The organism is Psychrobacillus psychrotolerans, assembly GCF_900115805.1.
Lineage (GTDB): Bacteria > Bacillota > Bacilli > Bacillales_A > Planococcaceae > Psychrobacillus > Psychrobacillus psychrotolerans.
In genome coordinates this window covers 140,316-157,926 of the sequence record NZ_FOXU01000008.1, presented here as the reverse complement: position 1 = coordinate 157,926, position 17,611 = coordinate 140,316, and the positions used below count along the sequence as shown (strand labels likewise).

The following is a 17,611-nucleotide window of genomic DNA, read 5'->3' as shown; positions in this document are numbered from 1 at the left end:
GGACGTAGGAAATGAACTTAAGGGGGAGATTTTCATGGAAATAAAAGAAGTAGATAACAAAGTGATAATAGATGACTTTGAATTTTATGGTCAAATTGAACAAGAAAAGTATTGTTCTACATGCAAGTTTAATTTAGTTTATTATGATGATTTTGATACGTATTTTTGTCCTAAATGTAATAGTTGGATAGAATCTAAATGTAGTGACCCTAGTTGCAAATATTGCCCTAATAGACCAGAAAAGCCTTTATCTTTAAAATAGCCAAAAGCAAAAACACTAAGGTTGTTCTTAAAAAAGAACAATCCTTAGTGCTTCGCTATTACAGATTAAATTGGTTAATTGCTTTTTGAAGCTGATGCGCTGAATGTTGTAGAGTTTGAATCGTTTTGTCTAAGTTTTCAACGGTATCCACTTGATAATCTGCCGAAACAGCAACAGTTCTCGTTTGTTCTACTGACTCATTTACAATAGCGGTAACTTGCTCCATGGATGCAAGTACTTCTTCGGAGCTTGCAGACATTTGTTCTGTTACAGCTGAAACATCTTGCACTTCTTCATTTACACGGACAACAGATTCCAGTACCTTATTCAAGTCGTTTCCGATCTCTTCGACGGCTAATGATCCACTTTGGACATCTTTTGCGCTTCTAGCCATTTCTTCTAATGCTAGAACAGTTACTGTTTGGAATCCTTGAATATGATCACGTATTTCCTCCGCAGAGTTTCTCGACATTTCTGCTAGTTTTCTAACCTCATCTGCAACAACAGCAAAGCCCTTACCTGCTTCACCTGCCCGAGCCGCTTCAATAGCTGCATTCAATGCTAGTAGATTCGTCTGATCAGCAATACCTGTAATCACTGTAACCATCTCTTCAATGGATTGATATTTTTCTCCTAGATCTTTCACATGTTTTTCAGTTGCCAGTACAGAAGCCTCGACGTTTTTAATCTGGTGAACTACTGTCATAGAATTTGCTGCACTTGAGGTAACAAGTTCTGTCATATCACTTGATGATGTGGCCACTGAGGTAGAAGAATCTGCAATTCTCTGGATGCCAATAGTCATCTCTTCCATAGCAGTTAGAGCTTCATCATTATTTGTTTTCTGTATTTCAGATCCAGAAGCTATTTTATAAATACTCTCTGATATTTCATCATTTGAGGATCTAACTGACTTCATTACTTCCTCTAATTCATCAGATACTTTTAATAGCGAACCCGCTGTTCCATTCATATTTGTTAAAATAGAGGATAATTGAACAATGGATTTTCGGAATGATTTAGCAAAATCGAATATTTCATTATTCTGTTTTAATGACACCGATTTTAATACTTCTTCAGCCCCTCTAAGGTCTCCATTTGCAAACTTAATAGAAGCATCTTGCATATTTGTTAGTGGCTTCAATGCAGTTCGAACATAACGATAGAGTATTAAAGTAATGACTGTACCTAACAGAATAACCATTATCAAAGAAAAAGGAACAGATTCTTTTAAGCTTTTTTGTTGAATTACTTGGACATCTGCTGCAGAAATATCAACTCCTACAATCCCAATTATTTCTCCTGTTTCATTTTTCAAAGGAGCATACGATGATAGGTATTCCCCGTATTCTTCATCCTCAATTAAGTCTGTGTAGCTTCCACTTCCAGTTAATGCACCTTCTACAGCTTCATAATTTGTTCCTTCACTTATATCCCCTGGTAAATAAGCACTATCATCATCTTTTCCTGCAGCATCGACAATGATGGTGGCTGTTTCTCCTTCTTTAGGAATATCCGTAATATACGCATATAATATGCCATTTTGTATTAGTAAATTATTTAACTCTTCTCTTAATTCCCAGTACTTTTCATTTTGTTCAGGGTTCTTTTTAAATTCTTCATAGGCTGGAACATCTACTAACGTTGCGATATTTTGCGCAATATGTATGCCATTTCCTCCTAATGAATCTTTTACAGTTTTGTTCGTGTTGTAAACAAGGACAGTGGTAAATAATGCTACGAGTAAAAGAATGCCTACGACAATATAGAGTGTAATTTTACTTCCTAACTTAGATGATTTTTGCTTCATAACAATCGACCTTTCTTCTGTGGATTGGAGATGAGTATAAGAAATGATAATGAACCTAACAATAGAGCTATAAGTATTAAGAAACTTAGGCCATCAAATAGTTGTATGAAAAGCCCACCTAAAAACGGTCCAGACAAGCTCCCTAAACTAAAGAAAATTCCACAGAGTAAATTGCCAGTTGGTAGTAATTCTTTTGGTGTTAAATCGGTCATATACGAAATACCAAGGGAAAACGTTGAACCTACAAATGTACCTGCTATAAAAAACATACTTCCTATGACTAGTACGGAAGTTTCGAACATACTAGCTAGGCCAAATGTTAAAGAACCCATGGCCAATGCCACGATCAACACTTTTCTTCGACCGATGCGATCACTCAATACCCCTAATGGCAGCTGAGATACAACACCCCCGATAGAAAATGCTGCTAATATATAAGAAAGATCTGTAACGTCTAGAGCATTACGTAGTGCATACACAGGATAGATTGCGTTCAGTGAGGACTCCAAAAAACCATAGCTAAACGGTGGTATAAATGCTATCCATGCAACTGCAAATGCTGCTCCAAAGCGTTTCCAGGTCCCAGCTATTAAGGCACTATCGGAAAAAACTTCAGGCTTCTCATTCTTAATGAAGAATACAAGGACCCACGCACTTAAACAAAGGATACTCGAAACAATGAACGGTAAACCTTCAAAGATCTCCACTAATTGGACAAATAAAGGTCCCACCGCAAAACCTACGCCAAATGATAATCCGTAAATTGCAATATTTCTACCTAATCGATGCTGTGGTGAAAAGCTAGTAATCCAAGTTTGTGTCGAAAAATGAAGAGCATGATCACCAATTCCGATCAATAGCCGCAACACAAACCAAAAGGCTACACTTTTCCACAAAGGAAAAAGCATTAAGGACACAATAACAAGAAGTCCACCTACAATTATTATCGGTTTGTATCCGAATTTTCGTAGAGGTGGTTCCATAAAAGGAGAGATTAACAACGTACCTATGTATAATCCAGTTGCACTTAATCCATTTAAAGTAGCACTAACACCATCTTGTTCAAAAATTACAGAAATTAAAGGAAGCAACATCCCTTGCGAAAAACCAGATATTGAAACAATAGCAACTAATATTCTAAAACGTCTTTTTTCTTCTAATGTAAATTCATGCATATTAATACCTCTTTTTATCCAAACTAATTTCATAATAGCTTTAGTTTAGCAGAGAATAAGAATGGGTAATATATAAATTTACACAACAAAAGGCTCAGCCGATATCTCTGTAAGATAATGGACTGAGCCTTTACATATAACTATTATTTACTTGTATATTCATAACTGCATTTTCGGCCTGTCTGCCGGTGAAATGTCTATACACCCTCTTTCAACTGATTAGAATGGTCGACTGTTCACTACGGCCTCCCTTCTATGTATCTTATTGATACTTTATCATATAAACTGAATATTGTAAACATTGTAAATATACAAATCATTAAATTAACTCTTTAGACCTATCTTTTCTTTACAATTTCCTATATCCTATACTAAAGTGAGGTGTTATTCTGTGGGTAAACAAATTTCAAATCCAGAACAACAAGTATCTTATTTAAAAGATCGACTTCAAATGTTTTTAGAAGTTTTAGACACAATCGAACCTGAAACAACTGAACTTGAAGATATAGACCGCCTGATTCAAATGATGGACGACCTTGAGTTAAAAGTTGAACAGTTTAAAAACACAAAAGAATAATTAAGAAGTTCGGAATGAAATCATTCCGAACTTTTTTTTCGTGGATGGATGGTTGTAGTTCTCGGGCGGATAGCCTTGGTTCACGGGCACATACCTACTTCGCTCGGGCGGATAAGCCGTTCTCTTGGGCACTCGGGCGTTTCGTGGGCGGATTGCCCGTGGTTCACGGGCGCATACCTACTTCGCTCGGGCGGATAAGCCGTTCTCTTGGGTGCTCGGGCGTTTCGTGGGCGGATAGCAGTGATTCCCGAGCGCATAGCTACTTCGCTCGGCCGCATAAGCCGTTCTATTGGGCGCTCGGGCATTTCGAGGGCGGATAGCCGTGGTTCTCGGGTGCATACCTACTTCGCTCGGGCGGATAAGCTGTTCTCTTGGGTGCTCGGGCGTTTCGTGGGCGGATAGCCGTGATTCCCGAGCGCATACCTACTTCGCTCGGGCGGATAAGCTATTCTCTTGGGCGCTCGGGCGTTTCGCGGGCGGATTGCCGTGGTTCTCGGGCGTATAGCTCCTTCTCTCAGGCGGATGACCACTCTACTTGGACACTCGGGTGGTTCCCGACGGATACACCTCTCTCCTAAGCCTCTACTAGTGTGAGAGCATTTTCCCCTGAAGCTACTGTCCCCGCACTTACGCCATTCCATGTATTTATTCCCTCAGCTACTCTTTTTTTCATCTCCATAAAATAGTATACTTGTAATGTTTGTTACCTATTTACATATAAAAGGAGCGTTCACCTCATGCAATTGGAGCAATTAGAAAAAAGTATTTATGATTTAATTACCGAAACTTCTACAAATTTACCTAAGGATGTTCGACGTGCGATAAAAAAGGCAAAAGCTGCTGAAAATGCTGGTACTCGAGCTGCGATGAGTTTAGATACGATCACAAATAATATTCAAATGGCAGATGATAATGTTTCTCCTATTTGCCAAGATACGGGTTTACCAACTTTCAAGATTAAAACACCTATTGGCGTGAACCAATTAGAAATTAAAGCAGCGATTAAGCGTGCAATAGCGTCAGCTACTAAAGATGCAAAGCTTCGTCCGAATGCTGTTGACTCTTTAACTGGTGCTAACAGTGGGGATAACTTAGGTGATGGTCTTCCTGTCGTTAAGTTTGAGCAATGGGAAAACGACTACATTGAGATGAAGCTTATTTTAAAAGGTGGCGGCTGTGAAAACAAAAATATTCAATATAGCCTGCCTACTGAGGTAGAAGGATTAGGTCGTGCTGGTCGTGACTTAGACGGAATTCGCAAATGTATTTTACATTCTGTCTATCAAGCACAAGGACAAGGCTGTTCAGCTGGCTTTATCGGAGTAGGAATCGGTGGGGATCGTTCTTCTGGATATGATTTAGCCAAAGAACAATTATTCCGTCATGTAGAAGATACAAATCCAAATCCTGACCTAGCAAAATTAGAGCAATATATAGTTGAAAAAGCTAACACACTAGGCATTGGTACAATGGGCTTCGGTGGAGAAGCTACATTACTTGGCTGTAAAATTGGAGTAATGCACCGTATTCCTGCAAGTTTCTATGTGTCTGTTGCTTATAATTGTTGGGCTTACCGTCGTATGGCGATTAATATTAACTCCACTACAGGTGAAATTATCGAATGGCACTACCAAGATGGAGAGAAAATTGAGTTCAAAGACCAATCGTCCGAAGAAGCTCCTCAAAAAGTAGTAGAATTACAAGCTCCTATTACAGAGGAACAAATTCGTGCACTTCAGGTCGGAGATGTTGTTTCAATCAGTGGTCGTATGTATACTGGCCGTGACGCAATACATCACCACTTGATGAGCCATGATGCACCAGTTGACTTAAATGGGCAAATTATTTATCACTGTGGTCCTGTCATGCAAAAAGATGCCGCAGGTGACTGGCATGTACGTGCTGCAGGTCCAACTACATCTATCCGTGAAGAACCTTACCAAGGCGATATTATGAAGAAATTTGGCATTCGTGCAGTAATCGGTAAAGGTGGAATGGGTCCCAAAACACTTGCCGCTCTTTCTGAACATGGTGGTGTTTACTTAAATGCAATCGGTGGAGCTGCTCAGTATTATGCAGATTGTATTAAAGGCGTAGAAGGTGTGGACTTGATGGAATTCGGTATTCCTGAAGCTATGTGGCATCTTCGTGTCGAAAAGTTCACAGCTGTAGTAACAATGGATTCCCATGGTAATAGCTTACATGCTGATGTAGAAAAATCTTCACTTGAAAAACTATCAGCTTATAAAGAAAAAGTATTCAGTTAATGTAAACAGTTGACTTATAAAAACCTCTAGATTATAATAATTATAAATTAGTAATAAATACAAAATGGATTTCCTATTGGAAGTCCATTTTCTTCATTTATAAGGACTATTAATATTGAAAATCATTATCAAGGAGGTTTTTATATGACAACAATAACTGAGAGTAAATCTACCCCATTATTTCTTGAAACCTTAAAGTCTCATATTGAATTGGTCGCAGCTCTTTTCTCTGGGATACTAATCCTCATAGCTTGGCTGTTAGGAAATACCGAGCAAGAAACTGCATCAATTATTTTCTACTTACTTGCATTTATAATAGGTGGATATGCAAAAGCCAAAGAAGGTTTAATAGAAACATTTAAAGAAAAAGAACTAAATGTAGAATTACTCATGATACTTGCAGCAATAGGCTCATCCATCATTGGTTATTGGACGGAAGGTGCTATTCTAATATTTATATTCGCTGTAAGTGGTGCCCTTGAAACGTACACGATGAATAAAAGCAAAAAGGAAATTTCCTCTCTTATGGAGCTCCAACCCGATGAAGCGTTGCGTTTAAATAATGATGGCACTAGCTCTCGCGTTGCAGTAAGTGAACTTTTAGTAGGCAATCACTTAATTGTAAAGCCAGGTGAACGAATTCCTGCAGATGGTAAAATACTAAGCGGAACTACTGTGGTTGACGAGTCTGCTATAAGTGGCGAGTCAATCCCTGTAACTAAACAATTAAATGATGAACTTTTCGCAGGAACTGTTAATATGAGCGGTGCTATTACGATGGAAATGACGAAGGATAACAAGGACTCGCTATTCCAAAAAATTATTAATCTTGTGCAAACAGCTCAGGATGAAAAGTCTCCTGCTCAACAGTTTATCGAACGCTTTGAAAGTACGTATGTGAAAGTGGTTCTAATTTCAGTAGCATTTATGCTGTTTCTTCCCCACTATCTACTTGATTGGGACTGGAACACCACATTCTATCGCGCAATGGTTTTATTGGTAGTGGCATCTCCTTGTGCTCTGGTCGCTTCAATCATGCCAGCCACTTTAGCAGCAATTTCGAACGGTGCTAAAATGGGGATATTATTCAAAGGTGGAGTACATTTAGAAAACATCAGTGAGATGAAAGCAATCGCATTAGACAAAACTGGTACATTAACAACCGGGAAACCCGTTGTAACAAATTATTTAGTTAGACCAGATTTAGATAGAATAGCTACGTTAACAAAGCTTGCAACTATTGAAGGTCAATCTAATCATCCACTAGCTCAGGCAATTACAGCCTTTGCAAAATCTGAAGGTGTAGGAAATTTACCCCTTATTCCTATTGAAGACAAACCGGGATTTGGAATACAAGCTACTATCGATGGAGAAACAATACTAGTTGGAAAACCGGACTTTGTTAATAGGAATGATGCCTTTGCCTTTCAAAATGGTATCGCTATTACACTTGCTGAAGAAGGAAAAACAGTTATCTTTATGCGAGATGAAAAAGGAATAGCTGCAGTCGCTGCATTAAAAGATACGGTCCGTGAAGAAGCAAAGGCTGCGATTAAACAACTTCAATCCCTTGGTATTAAAACGGTAATGCTTACAGGGGACAATGAAAAGACTGCAAGTGTCATCGCAAAAGAGGCGGGTATTGACCAATATATTGCAGAGTGTTTACCAGAAACTAAAGTGAAGCATATGAAAGAATTACTACAGCAACATAAGTTTGTTGGGATGGTTGGAGATGGTATAAATGATGCTCCAGCACTTGCAACAGCAACTACTGGATTTGCCATGGGAGAAGGTACAGATGTGGCACTAGAAACCGCTGACATTATACTAATGAAAAATGATTTATCTAAAATTGCGTACGCAGTGAAGATGTCACGTAAAATGCGACGTATCGTTAAGCAAAATATCGTATTTTCCGTAACGGTAATCGCCCTACTCATTGTCTCTAATTTCCTTCAAGTAGTAGATCTTCCATTAGGAGTTATTGGTCATGAAGGCAGTACCATATTAGTTATATTAAATGGATTACGTATGTTGAATCGAAATATATAGGAGAACTTAAAAAGAAACAGAAGACCACGTTTAAACGTGTCCTTCTGTTTCTTTTTTTTCTAATGCTATTTTACGTTCCTGCATAACTGCATTTATTTGACCGCCAACCAACAAAATATTCCCTGATATATATAACCATAACATTAATACGATGATTCCCCCTATACTTCCATAGGTGGACGAATAGTTAGAGAAATTACTAACATAGAAAGAGAATCCTAATGATACTAGAAGCCAACCAATCGCTGCAAAAGCAGCTCCTGGTAATACACTTCTTAAGAATAGTTTTGTATTAGGGACAATCCAATATAACGCGATTAAAACGATAAACATGATTAATGGACTAATCGTCCACCTTAAATTATTCCAAAGCGTTACAAAACTTTCTTCAAACCCAAAGTATGAGAAGAGAATTGTTCCGATTTGCTGACCAAAGACTGGTAATACTAGTGCTACTACAAACAACATAATCATTAATAACGTAAACACGATAGATAATAGTCGAACAATTATAAAGGGTCTTGTTTCTTCCAATCTATATGAAAGATTTAACGACTTAACTATTGCATTCACTCCATTAGAAGCAGACCATATCGTACCAATGATCCCGATGGATAATAGCCCACCATTTCTATTTGTAAGAACTTCAGATAACGTATCACTAATAAGAATATATACTTCCTGTGGCGCGATGTTCTCTAATAGACGGAAGACTTGCGCCTCGTCTATATTTAAGTACGGCAACAAAGTAACTATGAAAATTAGTAAGGGAAATAAAGATAATAGAAAGAAGTAGGCTAACTGAGCTGCTAATCCTGCAATATCTGTTTTTTGAATATGTTGTATTAAATGCTTTATGTATCCCGACCATGTTGTAAGATCATGGTGCACGTCTTGCTTTTCCTTCTTCTTTATATTAAGAAATTTTAACTTCTCGTACCAACTACTATTTGAGGATGAAGGGTTCGCATGTTCTTCAGTCTTATGAAATTCTTTCACTTCATCCTCTCCTTTCGTTATGGCCATTACTTTTTTGGTTCAAAAATACTTTTTTCTTCTTGTTCAGGAACTACAATTGATTTGTATTCTTCTTTTGATTGGGAAAATGCATCTTTTGTATCTGTAAATAAAGTTTTAACCTGAGGCGTTATTTCTTTAGCCTCGTTCACTTTTTCTGTTAAATACATAGCATCCGATGAAAATTGATCATAGACAGACTTCCACTTTGTTATTTGCTGTTCAATATTGTTTTTTAACTCTTCTCTATTTTTGCTGTAATATTTAATTTCATTTCGTACGTATCTTGTTTTGTTCATAACTGAATCTCTAGTTTTTCTATCTAGTAGGGTGATTGCTCCCCCCACAACTGCTCCATATAAAATGCCTTTTACAAATTTATTTTCACTCATCCGAATTACCTCCAAGTTTAACTATATAGATGATTTAATTATACCCTCAGTAAAAAAGAATCAAACAATAATTTTATATATTTAAAAAATATCCTTGACTAGAACTCATAATTTTACGAATATTGTAACAAGGATAAATAATTTGAAAGGATGATAGAGTTCATTTTAAAAAATATGGAGGTTCTTGTCGATGGAAAAATTAAATGAGTTTTTAGGTTCGGTTTCAACTTTTTTATGGGGTATCCCACTTCTTGTACTAATAGTAGGTACAGGTATTTATTTGACAGTGCGTTTAGGAATTTTACAATTACGCTTGTTACCTGCTGCTTTAAAGCAAGTTTTCTCCAAAAACCATGATAAGTCGGCAGAAGGAGATATTTCACAGTTTCAAGCTCTTACGACTGCACTGGCTGCAACAGTGGGAACTGGTAATATTGTTGGGGTTGCCACTGCTATAGTTCTAGGTGGACCAGGTGCAGTATTTTGGATGTGGGTTTCCGCATTCTTCGGGATGGCAACAAAATATGGAGAGGCCGTACTAGCAGTTAAGTATCGGGTAAAAGATGCGAATGGCGAAATGGCCGGCGGACCTATGTACTATTTAGAGCATGGCTTAAAACAAAAGTGGCTAGCTGTTTTATTCGCAATTTTTGGAGCAATTGCGGCATTCGGTATTGGGAACGGTACTCAATCTAATTCCGTTGCTGGAGTAGTTAATGCTACATTTGGTATTGATAATTGGATAACAGGAATTGTACTAACTGTATTTGCTGCTTTAGTTATTTTAGGTGGTATTAAATCTATCGGTAAGGTTACGGCAATTTTTGTTCCTGTAATGGCTATATTCTATGTAGCTGCTGGATTAATAGTCATGGTTATGAATGTTACTGCAATACCTGAAGCTTTTGCTACGATTATCAAAATGGCGTTCTCTGGTGAAGCCGCTGCAGGTGGAGCAATCGGTGCCGCTATTCGTTACGGGATTGCTCGTGGAGTTTTCTCCAATGAGGCTGGTTTAGGATCTGCTCCTATTGCGGCAGCTGCTGCAAAAACAGATCTTGCAGGTAGACAAGGACTTATCTCCATGACACAGGTGTTCTTTGATACGTTTATCATTTGTTCCATTACTGGTATTACAATTGTTATGTCTGGTATATATACGGATAAAAGCTTAGCTGCAAATGAAATTACAACCGGAGCATTCGGCCACTTCTTAGGTGACCTCGGACCAATAGTAGTGGCAATTGGATTGATATTCTTTGCTTCTTCTACCATTATCGGATGGGCGTATTATGGCGAGAAATGTTTCCAATATTTATTTAAAAATCCTTCTCTTCTAATTGTATATCGTATTGCTTTTGTTTTGATGGTATTTGTTGGGTCAGTTATTTCTCTAGATTTAATCTGGACGTTCTCTGATATTACCAATGCATTAATGGCAATTCCTAACTTAATAGGTCTTCTAGGACTGTCTGGAGTAATTATTTATGAAACGAAGAAAATCCAGGAGAAATTAAAAGAAGAAAAAGAGGCATCAAAATCTATTTAGTGTTTGACATTGTAGGCGTAGCGTGAAATGATAATTCTAATGTATGAAAGGCAGGTTACTAAGAATGGATCTATCACAACCCTCAGCGGAAAATGTAACGTATATGATTGAAACAATTAAAGAGAAGCTTCGTATGGTCAATGTAGACGCAATGAGAGCAGAAGACTTTAATGCAACACAATATGAAGATCTTGTTTACTTATATGAAATGGTAAAAAAACGAGATACTTTTAGTCCAAGTGAAATGCAAGCAATCGCATCTGAACTAGGAAACTTACGTAAATAATCATATGATAATGGTTGACCATGAATTCGTTCATGGTCAATTTTTTTATTTTATTCCATCAAAGAGATCAGGAAGAATTAAGGAATCTTACCATTAGATAGCCATTTACTTGCGATGACTCTACGTTTACTTGCTCTTAATGGAGATTTACTTTCGGAACGGATAATTTATCTATTTATATTTCAAATGTTTCCCATAAGAAAAACCGAGCAAAATACGCCCGGTCCTTTAAAAATATATATGGAGGTATGCCATTGATTTCTGCTCCGAGCGGACGCTTTCCGTGGGCTCGGCTTCAGCCGCTTCCCTCGCTACGCTCAGTCCAGGGTCTTCAGCTCGCGCTATTCCCACTGGAGTCGCCACTCTGCGCTCCAATCAATTTGATCCACTTTCATGCTGTATTTTTATAATTTCTTATCTTGTAAAAAAGGACTATCTATTGTCCTCTTACTGACATAGATAGCCCTTACTCTTATAGATTATTTAACTCGACTGCAATTTTAGATCCAACTCGAGCATTATTATAAACTAGTTCGATGTTAGCCTCTAAAGATTTACCTTCTGTTAGCTCTTTTACTTTACCTAGCATGAATGGAGTAACGTCTTTTCCTTTGATGCCATTTGCTTCAGCTTCCTGTAAAGCAGTTTGGATAATCGAGTTAATATAAGAGTCTTCTAAAGAATGTTCTGTAGGGATAGGGTTTGCAATTACTGCTCCTCCATCTAACTTAAGATCCCATTTAGCTTTTAACATTTCTGCTACTTCTTTTTCGCTGTTTAAACGGAAATCCGCATTGAATTCACTTGTCGTTGTATAAAATGCTGGGAATGAGTCAGTTTTGTAGCCTACAACTGGAACACCTTTTGTTTCTAAGTACTCTAGAGTTAAACCGATATCTAGAATAGATTTTGCTCCTGCACAAACTACTGCAACGTTTGTATTTGCTAGTTCTTCTAAATCAGCCGAAATATCCATCGTCGTTTCTGCGCCTCTATGCACCCCGCCAATTCCACCTGTAACAAATAGCTTAATGCCGGCCATTTCTGCACAAATCATTGTCGTTGCTACTGTAGTTGCACCAATTTCTTTTGAAGATACAACGTATGCAAGATCTCGTCTAGAAGTTTTTCTTGCATTTTTGCTTGTTCCTAGTGTCTCTAATTCTTCATCAGATAAACCGATTTTAATCTTCCCGTCCATGATAGCAATAGTCGCTGGAACAGCACCATTGTCACGTACAATTTGCTCTACTTTTCTAGCTGTTTCTACATTCTGAGGGTATGGCATACCGTGTGAGATAATCGTCGACTCTAGCGCTACTATAGCCTTTCCTTCTTGCATACCTTTTGCTACTTCTTCTGAATAAGTGATATATTGTTTCATTTTATAAATTCCTCCATCTCATTAGTTAAATTATTTCTGGAAAGTTCTGTTCTTACCGTTTCGCTTGAACGAATTGTATTACTGGCATTTAACATACCTGTTTGTATTGCAGTTGAAATAACATCACCATTTAACCATGCATATAGAGTTGCGGATACAAATGCATCTCCTGCTCCTGTTACATCAATTACATTCTCCACTAGTATTGCTGAAAAATGCGACGTTTCCATATCACTACCTGCATACATGATGCCCTGGCTCCCCCAAGTTATAGCTACATGAGAAATACCTTTTTGCACAAATAGTCTTGTGGCTTTTTCCCAAGACTCCTTATCGTTAATGCTCACACCTAAATACGTTTCTGCCTCATCTTTATTGGTGATTAACCACTCAATCCCCTCTAAGGATTCAGGCATTCTATCCATTTTCGGGGAAGATACAGGTATTAAAGCAAGCGGTATATTATGTCCAATAGAGACAGTTCTGATATATTCTATTACTTCCTTCGAGCAGTTCATGTCTATAATGATTAGCTGTGCATTGGTCAAATGAGCTTCGTGTTTCTTTAAATAATCCACAGTTAACTGTTCATAAATATCCATATTAGCTAAAGCAAGGAGCATTTCTCCAGTCGAATCTAACACTGCGGAATATGTTCCAGTTGTGTAATTTGGTAACTTTTCGACTGAAAATAAATTCATCCAATGACTAGAGGCTTTTTCAATCGCTTCGTATTCCATATCGGTTCCTACAACAGACAACAAGCGTACAGATTGCCCTAGTCTACCTAAGTTTTCTGCAATATTCCTTGCAACCCCTCCTACACTTTGTATGCTGGATGTAGGATTGGATGTACCCATTTGGAGTTTATTATTCAATGTATATTTTCTATCTACATTTGCTCCGCCTATGCAAATAATTTCTTTATTCTCAGGTAATATATACGCTCTTCCTGTAATATTCCCATTTTTGATTAATTGGGAGATTATATTCGCAACGGCTGGTCGAGACATTTTTAATTCATTTGCTATTTCCATTTGAGAAGCATACGGGTTTTCTCGCAAGTACTTTAAAATACTTGTTTCTTTTGAATTCATTTACTTTCCACCTCCTCACCGTTTCAAACTTATGTTTTAATTATAAACTTTTGTTTTAAGAAGTCAAATAAAAACTGACAACCATTAATATAGTTGTCAGTTTCAGACTGTAGACAAACCCAAACTCAATTCTAGGTGTATAGAGTAGAATATTAAACTCGGCAAGGTCCACCACTTCGCTTTCCGTGGGCTTGGCTTCAGCCCCCTCGTCACTACTAAAAACATATGCTCCTGCGGTTACTCGTCGCAAAGACATTGGTCAAACAAAGTTCGACCAATGTCTTTCCTGCGAGGTCTTCAGCTCAAGCTATTCCCACTGGAGTCTTCGTGGTGGCCCTTGCCTTATAAACAGTTCCAATAAAGTAATCGATATCTTACTTTTAATAAGATGAATAACCATCCTTAGGAACATTTTTTACTATTCATAACCGTTTATAAAAATACCTCTGTGTCCAAACTCAAACTGACAACCATTAATATAGTTGTCAGTTTCTCTAATTATTCAGGTTTATCGTTTAATGTACCATCTTCTAAAACACGTGGTTGAATGAGTACTTCAACTCTTCTATTTTTTGCTCTATTTGCTGGAGTATCATTTGCAGCTACAGGTTTAAATTCACCGTAACCCTTCGCACTAAAATATAGAGGATCTATTGTATTGTTGCCTGCTAATATTTTTAGGAAGTTTACTGAACGCATTACACTCAGCTCCCAGTTAGAAGAATACTCACTACTAGAGATCGGAATATTGTCTGTATGACCAGTAATAACTACATTTCTTGGTGGATCAAACACTAATAAATCAGAAATATCTTCTGCAATTTGACGATATTCCCCTTTTACTTCGGCTTCCCCGGTATCGAATAAGATACTATCTCTTATAGTTACAAGTAATCCTTCATCCGTAAGTTTCGTAATAAATTGTTTTTCAAGTGCGTTTACTGCTATATATTCATCGACACTATCTTGAATTTCGGACAGTGCTTGCTGATCTTCCAAATAAGCCGTACTCTCTCCGTCTTCTCCCTTGCCTGAATCGTTAGGAGTATCAGGCATTTCCACCGGAGACGGTTGTTCAAAAATACCAGTCCCACCATTAAGAACTTGATTAAACGCTTGAGACATTTGTTCCAGTTTTTGCTGATCTACTGAACTAGTAGCAAATAACACGATAAATAATGCTAATAATAAGGTTAAAACATCCGAGTATGGAAGAAGCCATGCTTCACTTACTTCCTCTTCATGCTTATGTTTTTTATGCTTCTTTGCCAAGGCCAGCCTCCCCGCTTTCATCTAAAACTTTTTTACGCTCAGACATAGATAAGTAGGAAGCTAGTTTTTGTTCAATAACTCGCGGAGCATCTCCTTCTAATACAGAAAGTATCCCTTCTAGCATCATTGTCTTTTGTCTAACTTCTTGTTTCGATTTACGTTTTAATTTATTTGCAAATGGATGCCATAAAACATATCCAGTGAAAATACCTAAAAGAGTTGCGACAAAGGCTGCTGAAATAGCATGAGCTAGTTTATCAATATCACTCATATCACTTAAAGCAGCTATTAAACCTACTACTGCTCCAAGTACACCAAGCGTTGGAGCATATGTACCAGCTTGAGTAAAAATTTGAGCACCACCAGAATGTCTTTCCTCTAGTGCGTCAATTTCCTCTGTTAACACATCTCGAATATAGTCTGCATTTTGTCCATCAATTGCTAATGTAAGACCATTTTTTAAAAATGGATCTTCTACATCTGTTGTTTTACTTTCAAGGGCTAATAATCCTTCTCGTCTTGCTAAATCTGCCCAACTGGAAAACATTTTAATAACTTCAACATCTGGTACTAGTTTTGTTTCTTTAAATATAACGCCAAAAATCTTCGGTATTCTTTTTAATTCGTTCATTGGGAATCCAATAACTATTGTTGCAATCGTACCGAAAATGATGATTAAGATTGCTGCAGGATTTAATAATGCACCTACGGTAACACCTTTCATAATCATCCCAACAAATAACGATACAAATCCAATTATTAAACCAAAAACTGTAGACTTATCCATTCAATTTCCCCCACATTCTATTTCTCTACTTTATTTCGGCTATTATCATATATTATTAATAAAATTTACCCGAATGTTTAATTAAATTTCTTAATTATGAACAAATTTTTACTAATAGACAAATTTGAATATTGATAATACATGTTCAATACTGATACTATGGAGATAATAATAGAAAGGAAGTATCTAAATGACATCTTTCAACACAAAACTAGAAAATTATGCTTCTCTTGTTGTAGAAGTAGGAGTTAATATTCAGCCTGGTCAAAATTTATTTATCGCCGCTTCAACGGATAGTGTGCAACTTGTTCGATTAATTACTAAAAAAGCATACATAGCCGGAGCTAAACAAGTATTCGTAGATTTAACAGACGATGAGATTACTCGTCTTCGATATGAACTGGCACCCGAGGATTCGTTTGATTTCTTCCCATCTTGGAAAGCACAAGAAAAAGAACTATTAGCTGATGGTGGTGCAGCATTTATAAGTGTTGTCAGCCAAAGTCCCGACCTATTAAAAGGCATGGATTCTTCTAAAATTTCAGCATTCCAAAAAGCTGCTGGTCAAGCTTTGAGCAAGTATCGTCAATATGTGCAATCCGATAAAATAAGTTGGTCAGTAATTGCATCTCCATCTAAAGCTTGGGCTAAAAAGGTATTCCCTGAGCTATCAGAAGAGGAACAAGTACCAGCATTATGGGAAGCAATCTTCCAAGCGGTTCGTGCGGATGTTGCTAACCCAACGCAAGCATGGATTGACCACGATAACCTTTTACACACGAAAGTAGATTATCTAAACGAAAAAAATTATCAAAAGCTTCATTATACTGCTCCAGGTACGGACTTAACTATTGAATTACCAAAGGGTCATTTATGGTGTGGAGCTGGCAGCACAAACGAAAAAGGATTTTCTTTCATGGCTAACATGCCTACGGAAGAAGTATTCTCTGTCCCAATGAAAACAGGCGTTAATGGTTATGTAGCAAGTACGAAGCCATTAAGCTATGGTGGAAATATTATTGATAATTTCACTATTACTTTTGAAAATGGTCGTATTGTTAAAGTGGTGGCAGAACAAGGTCAAGAAGTTCTGGAGAACTTAGTGGCAACGGACGAAGGGTCTCATTATTTAGGCGAAGTTGCACTTGTACCACATGACTCACCGATATCTAATTCAAATCTATTATTTTACAACACTCTTTTTGATGAAAATGCATCTAACCATCTAGCAATCGGAAGTGCATATGCTTTCTGTTTAGAAGGCGGCAAAAAAATGAGTCGTGAAGAACTAGCAGAAAATGGATTAAACGAAAGTATTACACATGTTGATTTCATGATTGGTTCAGATAAAATGGATATTGACGGTATAAAAGAAGATGGGACTACAGAGCCAATATTCCGTAATGGGAACTGGGCATTTTAATTGTTAACTATAATTCAATATTTTACTAGTTACTATTCTTTCGAATTTGGGTTATAATCAAATAAACAAGACTAGTGAGGTGTTTAATAATGGCTTTATTCATATCTACAGTACTTGGATTTTCTGTAGTAATGGGAATCGTTGGTTATGCGATTTTACATTTCTTCGGAAAAGGCATGAATTCAAAAGATTCTACTACGATAGATCCAAAACCTTTTCAATAATACCAAAAACAACCGTCGAGTAAGCTGACGGTTG

General features: G+C 37.3%; 17 protein-coding genes. 8 read left to right on the top strand and 9 right to left on the bottom strand.

Annotated features, from left to right (window positions below; translation table 11 throughout):
- Nucleotides 1-34: 34 nt before the first annotated feature.
- Entirely contained in the window at nt 35-262 is a 228-nt protein-coding gene (locus BM260_RS15045) for a hypothetical protein (protein ID WP_093538161.1), read from the top strand.
- A 58-nt stretch (nt 263-320) separates the two neighbouring features.
- On the opposite strand, the gene BM260_RS15040 is transcribed toward BM260_RS15045, so the two are convergent.
- Together BM260_RS15040 and BM260_RS15035 are read right to left on the bottom strand one after the other, a co-directional pair.
- Nucleotides 321-2,072 (bottom strand): methyl-accepting chemotaxis protein, encoded by a 1,752-nt coding sequence (locus BM260_RS15040; protein WP_093538160.1) that lies wholly within the window; start codon nt 2,070-2,072, stop codon nt 321-323.
- Nucleotides 2,069-3,247, bottom strand: coding sequence for an MFS transporter (locus BM260_RS15035; RefSeq protein WP_093538159.1), 1,179 nt, complete (start codon nt 3,245-3,247; stop codon nt 2,069-2,071). Before BM260_RS15035 ends, BM260_RS15040 begins: the two co-directional genes overlap by 4 nt.
- A gap of 391 nt (nt 3,248-3,638) precedes the next feature.
- Between BM260_RS15035 and BM260_RS15030 the strand changes: the two genes are divergently transcribed.
- The 3 genes from BM260_RS15030 (at nt 3,639) to BM260_RS15020 (ending at nt 8,146) form a co-directional block, all read left to right on the top strand.
- The gene (locus BM260_RS15030) at nt 3,639-3,824 is read left to right on the top strand and encodes an SE1561 family protein (RefSeq protein WP_093538158.1); all 186 of its coding nucleotides are present in this window, start codon (nt 3,639-3,641) and stop codon (nt 3,822-3,824) included.
- Between the two features lie 737 nt (nt 3,825-4,561).
- Complete coding sequence (locus tag BM260_RS15025; protein ID WP_093538157.1) at nt 4,562-6,091, top strand: fumarate hydratase; 1,530 nt, start codon at nt 4,562-4,564, stop codon at nt 6,089-6,091.
- Between the two features lie 144 nt (nt 6,092-6,235).
- Nucleotides 6,236-8,146 carry a heavy metal translocating P-type ATPase gene (locus BM260_RS15020; protein ID WP_093538156.1) on the top strand — a complete coding sequence of 637 codons (1,911 nt, stop codon included), beginning with the start codon at nt 6,236-6,238 and terminating at the stop codon, nt 8,144-8,146.
- Between the two features lie 30 nt (nt 8,147-8,176).
- Here BM260_RS15020 and BM260_RS15015 read toward each other — a convergent pair whose 3' ends face one another.
- Nucleotides 8,177-9,145: a YihY/virulence factor BrkB family protein gene (locus BM260_RS15015; protein WP_245762745.1), complete on the bottom strand. Its 969-nt coding sequence runs from the start codon at nt 9,143-9,145 to the stop codon at nt 8,177-8,179.
- 26 nt (nt 9,146-9,171) lie between these two features.
- A complete protein-coding gene (locus tag BM260_RS15010; RefSeq protein WP_093538154.1) occupies nt 9,172-9,555 on the bottom strand; it encodes a hypothetical protein in 384 nt (127 codons plus the stop codon).
- Between the two features lie 190 nt (nt 9,556-9,745).
- On the opposite strand from BM260_RS15010, the gene BM260_RS15005 reads away from it, so the two are divergent.
- Both BM260_RS15005 and BM260_RS15000 read left to right on the top strand, forming a co-directional pair.
- The gene (locus BM260_RS15005; RefSeq protein ID WP_093538153.1) at nt 9,746-11,104 is read left to right on the top strand and encodes an alanine/glycine:cation symporter family protein; all 1,359 of its coding nucleotides are present in this window, start codon (nt 9,746-9,748) and stop codon (nt 11,102-11,104) included.
- Between the two features lie 64 nt (nt 11,105-11,168).
- On the top strand, nt 11,169-11,390 hold the full coding sequence (locus tag BM260_RS15000) for a DUF1128 domain-containing protein (protein ID WP_093538152.1): 222 nt from the start codon (nt 11,169-11,171) through the stop codon (nt 11,388-11,390).
- Nucleotides 11,391-11,862: 472 nt separating this feature from the next.
- Here the strand turns inward: BM260_RS15000 and BM260_RS14995 are convergent, their stop codons facing one another.
- The 5 genes from BM260_RS14995 to motA all read right to left on the bottom strand — a co-directional run bounded on the left by BM260_RS14995 (nt 11,863) and on the right by motA (nt 15,930).
- Nucleotides 11,863-12,774, bottom strand: a complete 912-nt coding sequence (locus BM260_RS14995) for a pseudouridine-5'-phosphate glycosidase (protein ID WP_093538151.1) — start codon at nt 12,772-12,774, stop codon at nt 11,863-11,865.
- Complete coding sequence (locus BM260_RS14990) at nt 12,771-13,871, bottom strand: carbohydrate kinase (protein WP_139219933.1); 1,101 nt, start codon at nt 13,869-13,871, stop codon at nt 12,771-12,773. Before BM260_RS14990 ends, BM260_RS14995 begins: the two co-directional genes overlap by 4 nt.
- A gap of 55 nt (nt 13,872-13,926) precedes the next feature.
- Nucleotides 13,927-14,127, bottom strand: a complete 201-nt coding sequence (locus tag BM260_RS18235; RefSeq protein ID WP_139219932.1) for a hypothetical protein — start codon at nt 14,125-14,127, stop codon at nt 13,927-13,929.
- A 242-nt stretch (nt 14,128-14,369) separates the two neighbouring features.
- Nucleotides 14,370-15,143, bottom strand: a complete 774-nt coding sequence (gene motB, locus BM260_RS14985) for a flagellar motor protein MotB (protein WP_093538150.1) — start codon at nt 15,141-15,143, stop codon at nt 14,370-14,372.
- Nucleotides 15,127-15,930, bottom strand: a complete 804-nt coding sequence (motA, locus tag BM260_RS14980) for a flagellar motor stator protein MotA (protein WP_093538149.1) — start codon at nt 15,928-15,930, stop codon at nt 15,127-15,129. The genes motB and motA overlap by 17 nt, the downstream gene beginning before the upstream one ends.
- 190 nt (nt 15,931-16,120) lie before the next feature.
- Here motA and BM260_RS14975 point away from each other — a divergent pair, with 190 nt between their 5' ends.
- Both BM260_RS14975 and BM260_RS18825 read left to right on the top strand, forming a co-directional pair.
- Complete coding sequence (locus BM260_RS14975) at nt 16,121-17,353, top strand: aminopeptidase (RefSeq protein WP_093538148.1); 1,233 nt, start codon at nt 16,121-16,123, stop codon at nt 17,351-17,353.
- Between the two features lie 89 nt (nt 17,354-17,442).
- Nucleotides 17,443-17,577 (top strand): hypothetical protein, encoded by a 135-nt coding sequence (locus tag BM260_RS18825; RefSeq protein ID WP_281249761.1) that lies wholly within the window; start codon nt 17,443-17,445, stop codon nt 17,575-17,577.
- The last annotated feature ends 34 nt before the right edge of the window (nt 17,578-17,611 follow it).

Coding starts and splice junctions, on each gene's coding strand:
- BM260_RS15035 (WP_093538159.1), bottom strand. CDS start 3,247: ATGCATGAATTTACATTAGAAGAAAAAAGACGTTTTAGAATATTAGTT.
- BM260_RS15000 (WP_093538152.1), top strand. CDS start 11,169: ATGGATCTATCACAACCCTCAGCGGAAAATGTAACGTATATGATTGAA.
- motA (WP_093538149.1), bottom strand. CDS start 15,930: ATGGATAAGTCTACAGTTTTTGGTTTAATAATTGGATTTGTATCGTTA.
- BM260_RS18825 (WP_281249761.1), top strand. CDS start 17,443: ATGGCTTTATTCATATCTACAGTACTTGGATTTTCTGTAGTAATGGGA.
- BM260_RS15045 (WP_093538161.1), top strand. CDS start 35: ATGGAAATAAAAGAAGTAGATAACAAAGTGATAATAGATGACTTTGAA.
- BM260_RS14975 (WP_093538148.1), top strand. CDS start 16,121: ATGACATCTTTCAACACAAAACTAGAAAATTATGCTTCTCTTGTTGTA.
- BM260_RS15010 (WP_093538154.1), bottom strand. CDS start 9,555: ATGAGTGAAAATAAATTTGTAAAAGGCATTTTATATGGAGCAGTTGTG.
- BM260_RS15005 (WP_093538153.1), top strand. CDS start 9,746: ATGGAAAAATTAAATGAGTTTTTAGGTTCGGTTTCAACTTTTTTATGG.
- BM260_RS14990 (WP_139219933.1), bottom strand. CDS start 13,871: ATGAATTCAAAAGAAACAAGTATTTTAAAGTACTTGCGAGAAAACCCG.
- BM260_RS14995 (WP_093538151.1), bottom strand. CDS start 12,774: ATGAAACAATATATCACTTATTCAGAAGAAGTAGCAAAAGGTATGCAA.
- BM260_RS15025 (WP_093538157.1), top strand. CDS start 4,562: ATGCAATTGGAGCAATTAGAAAAAAGTATTTATGATTTAATTACCGAA.
- BM260_RS18235 (WP_139219932.1), bottom strand. CDS start 14,127: ATGTCTTTGCGACGAGTAACCGCAGGAGCATATGTTTTTAGTAGTGAC.
- BM260_RS15040 (WP_093538160.1), bottom strand. CDS start 2,072: ATGAAGCAAAAATCATCTAAGTTAGGAAGTAAAATTACACTCTATATT.
- BM260_RS15020 (WP_093538156.1), top strand. CDS start 6,236: ATGACAACAATAACTGAGAGTAAATCTACCCCATTATTTCTTGAAACC.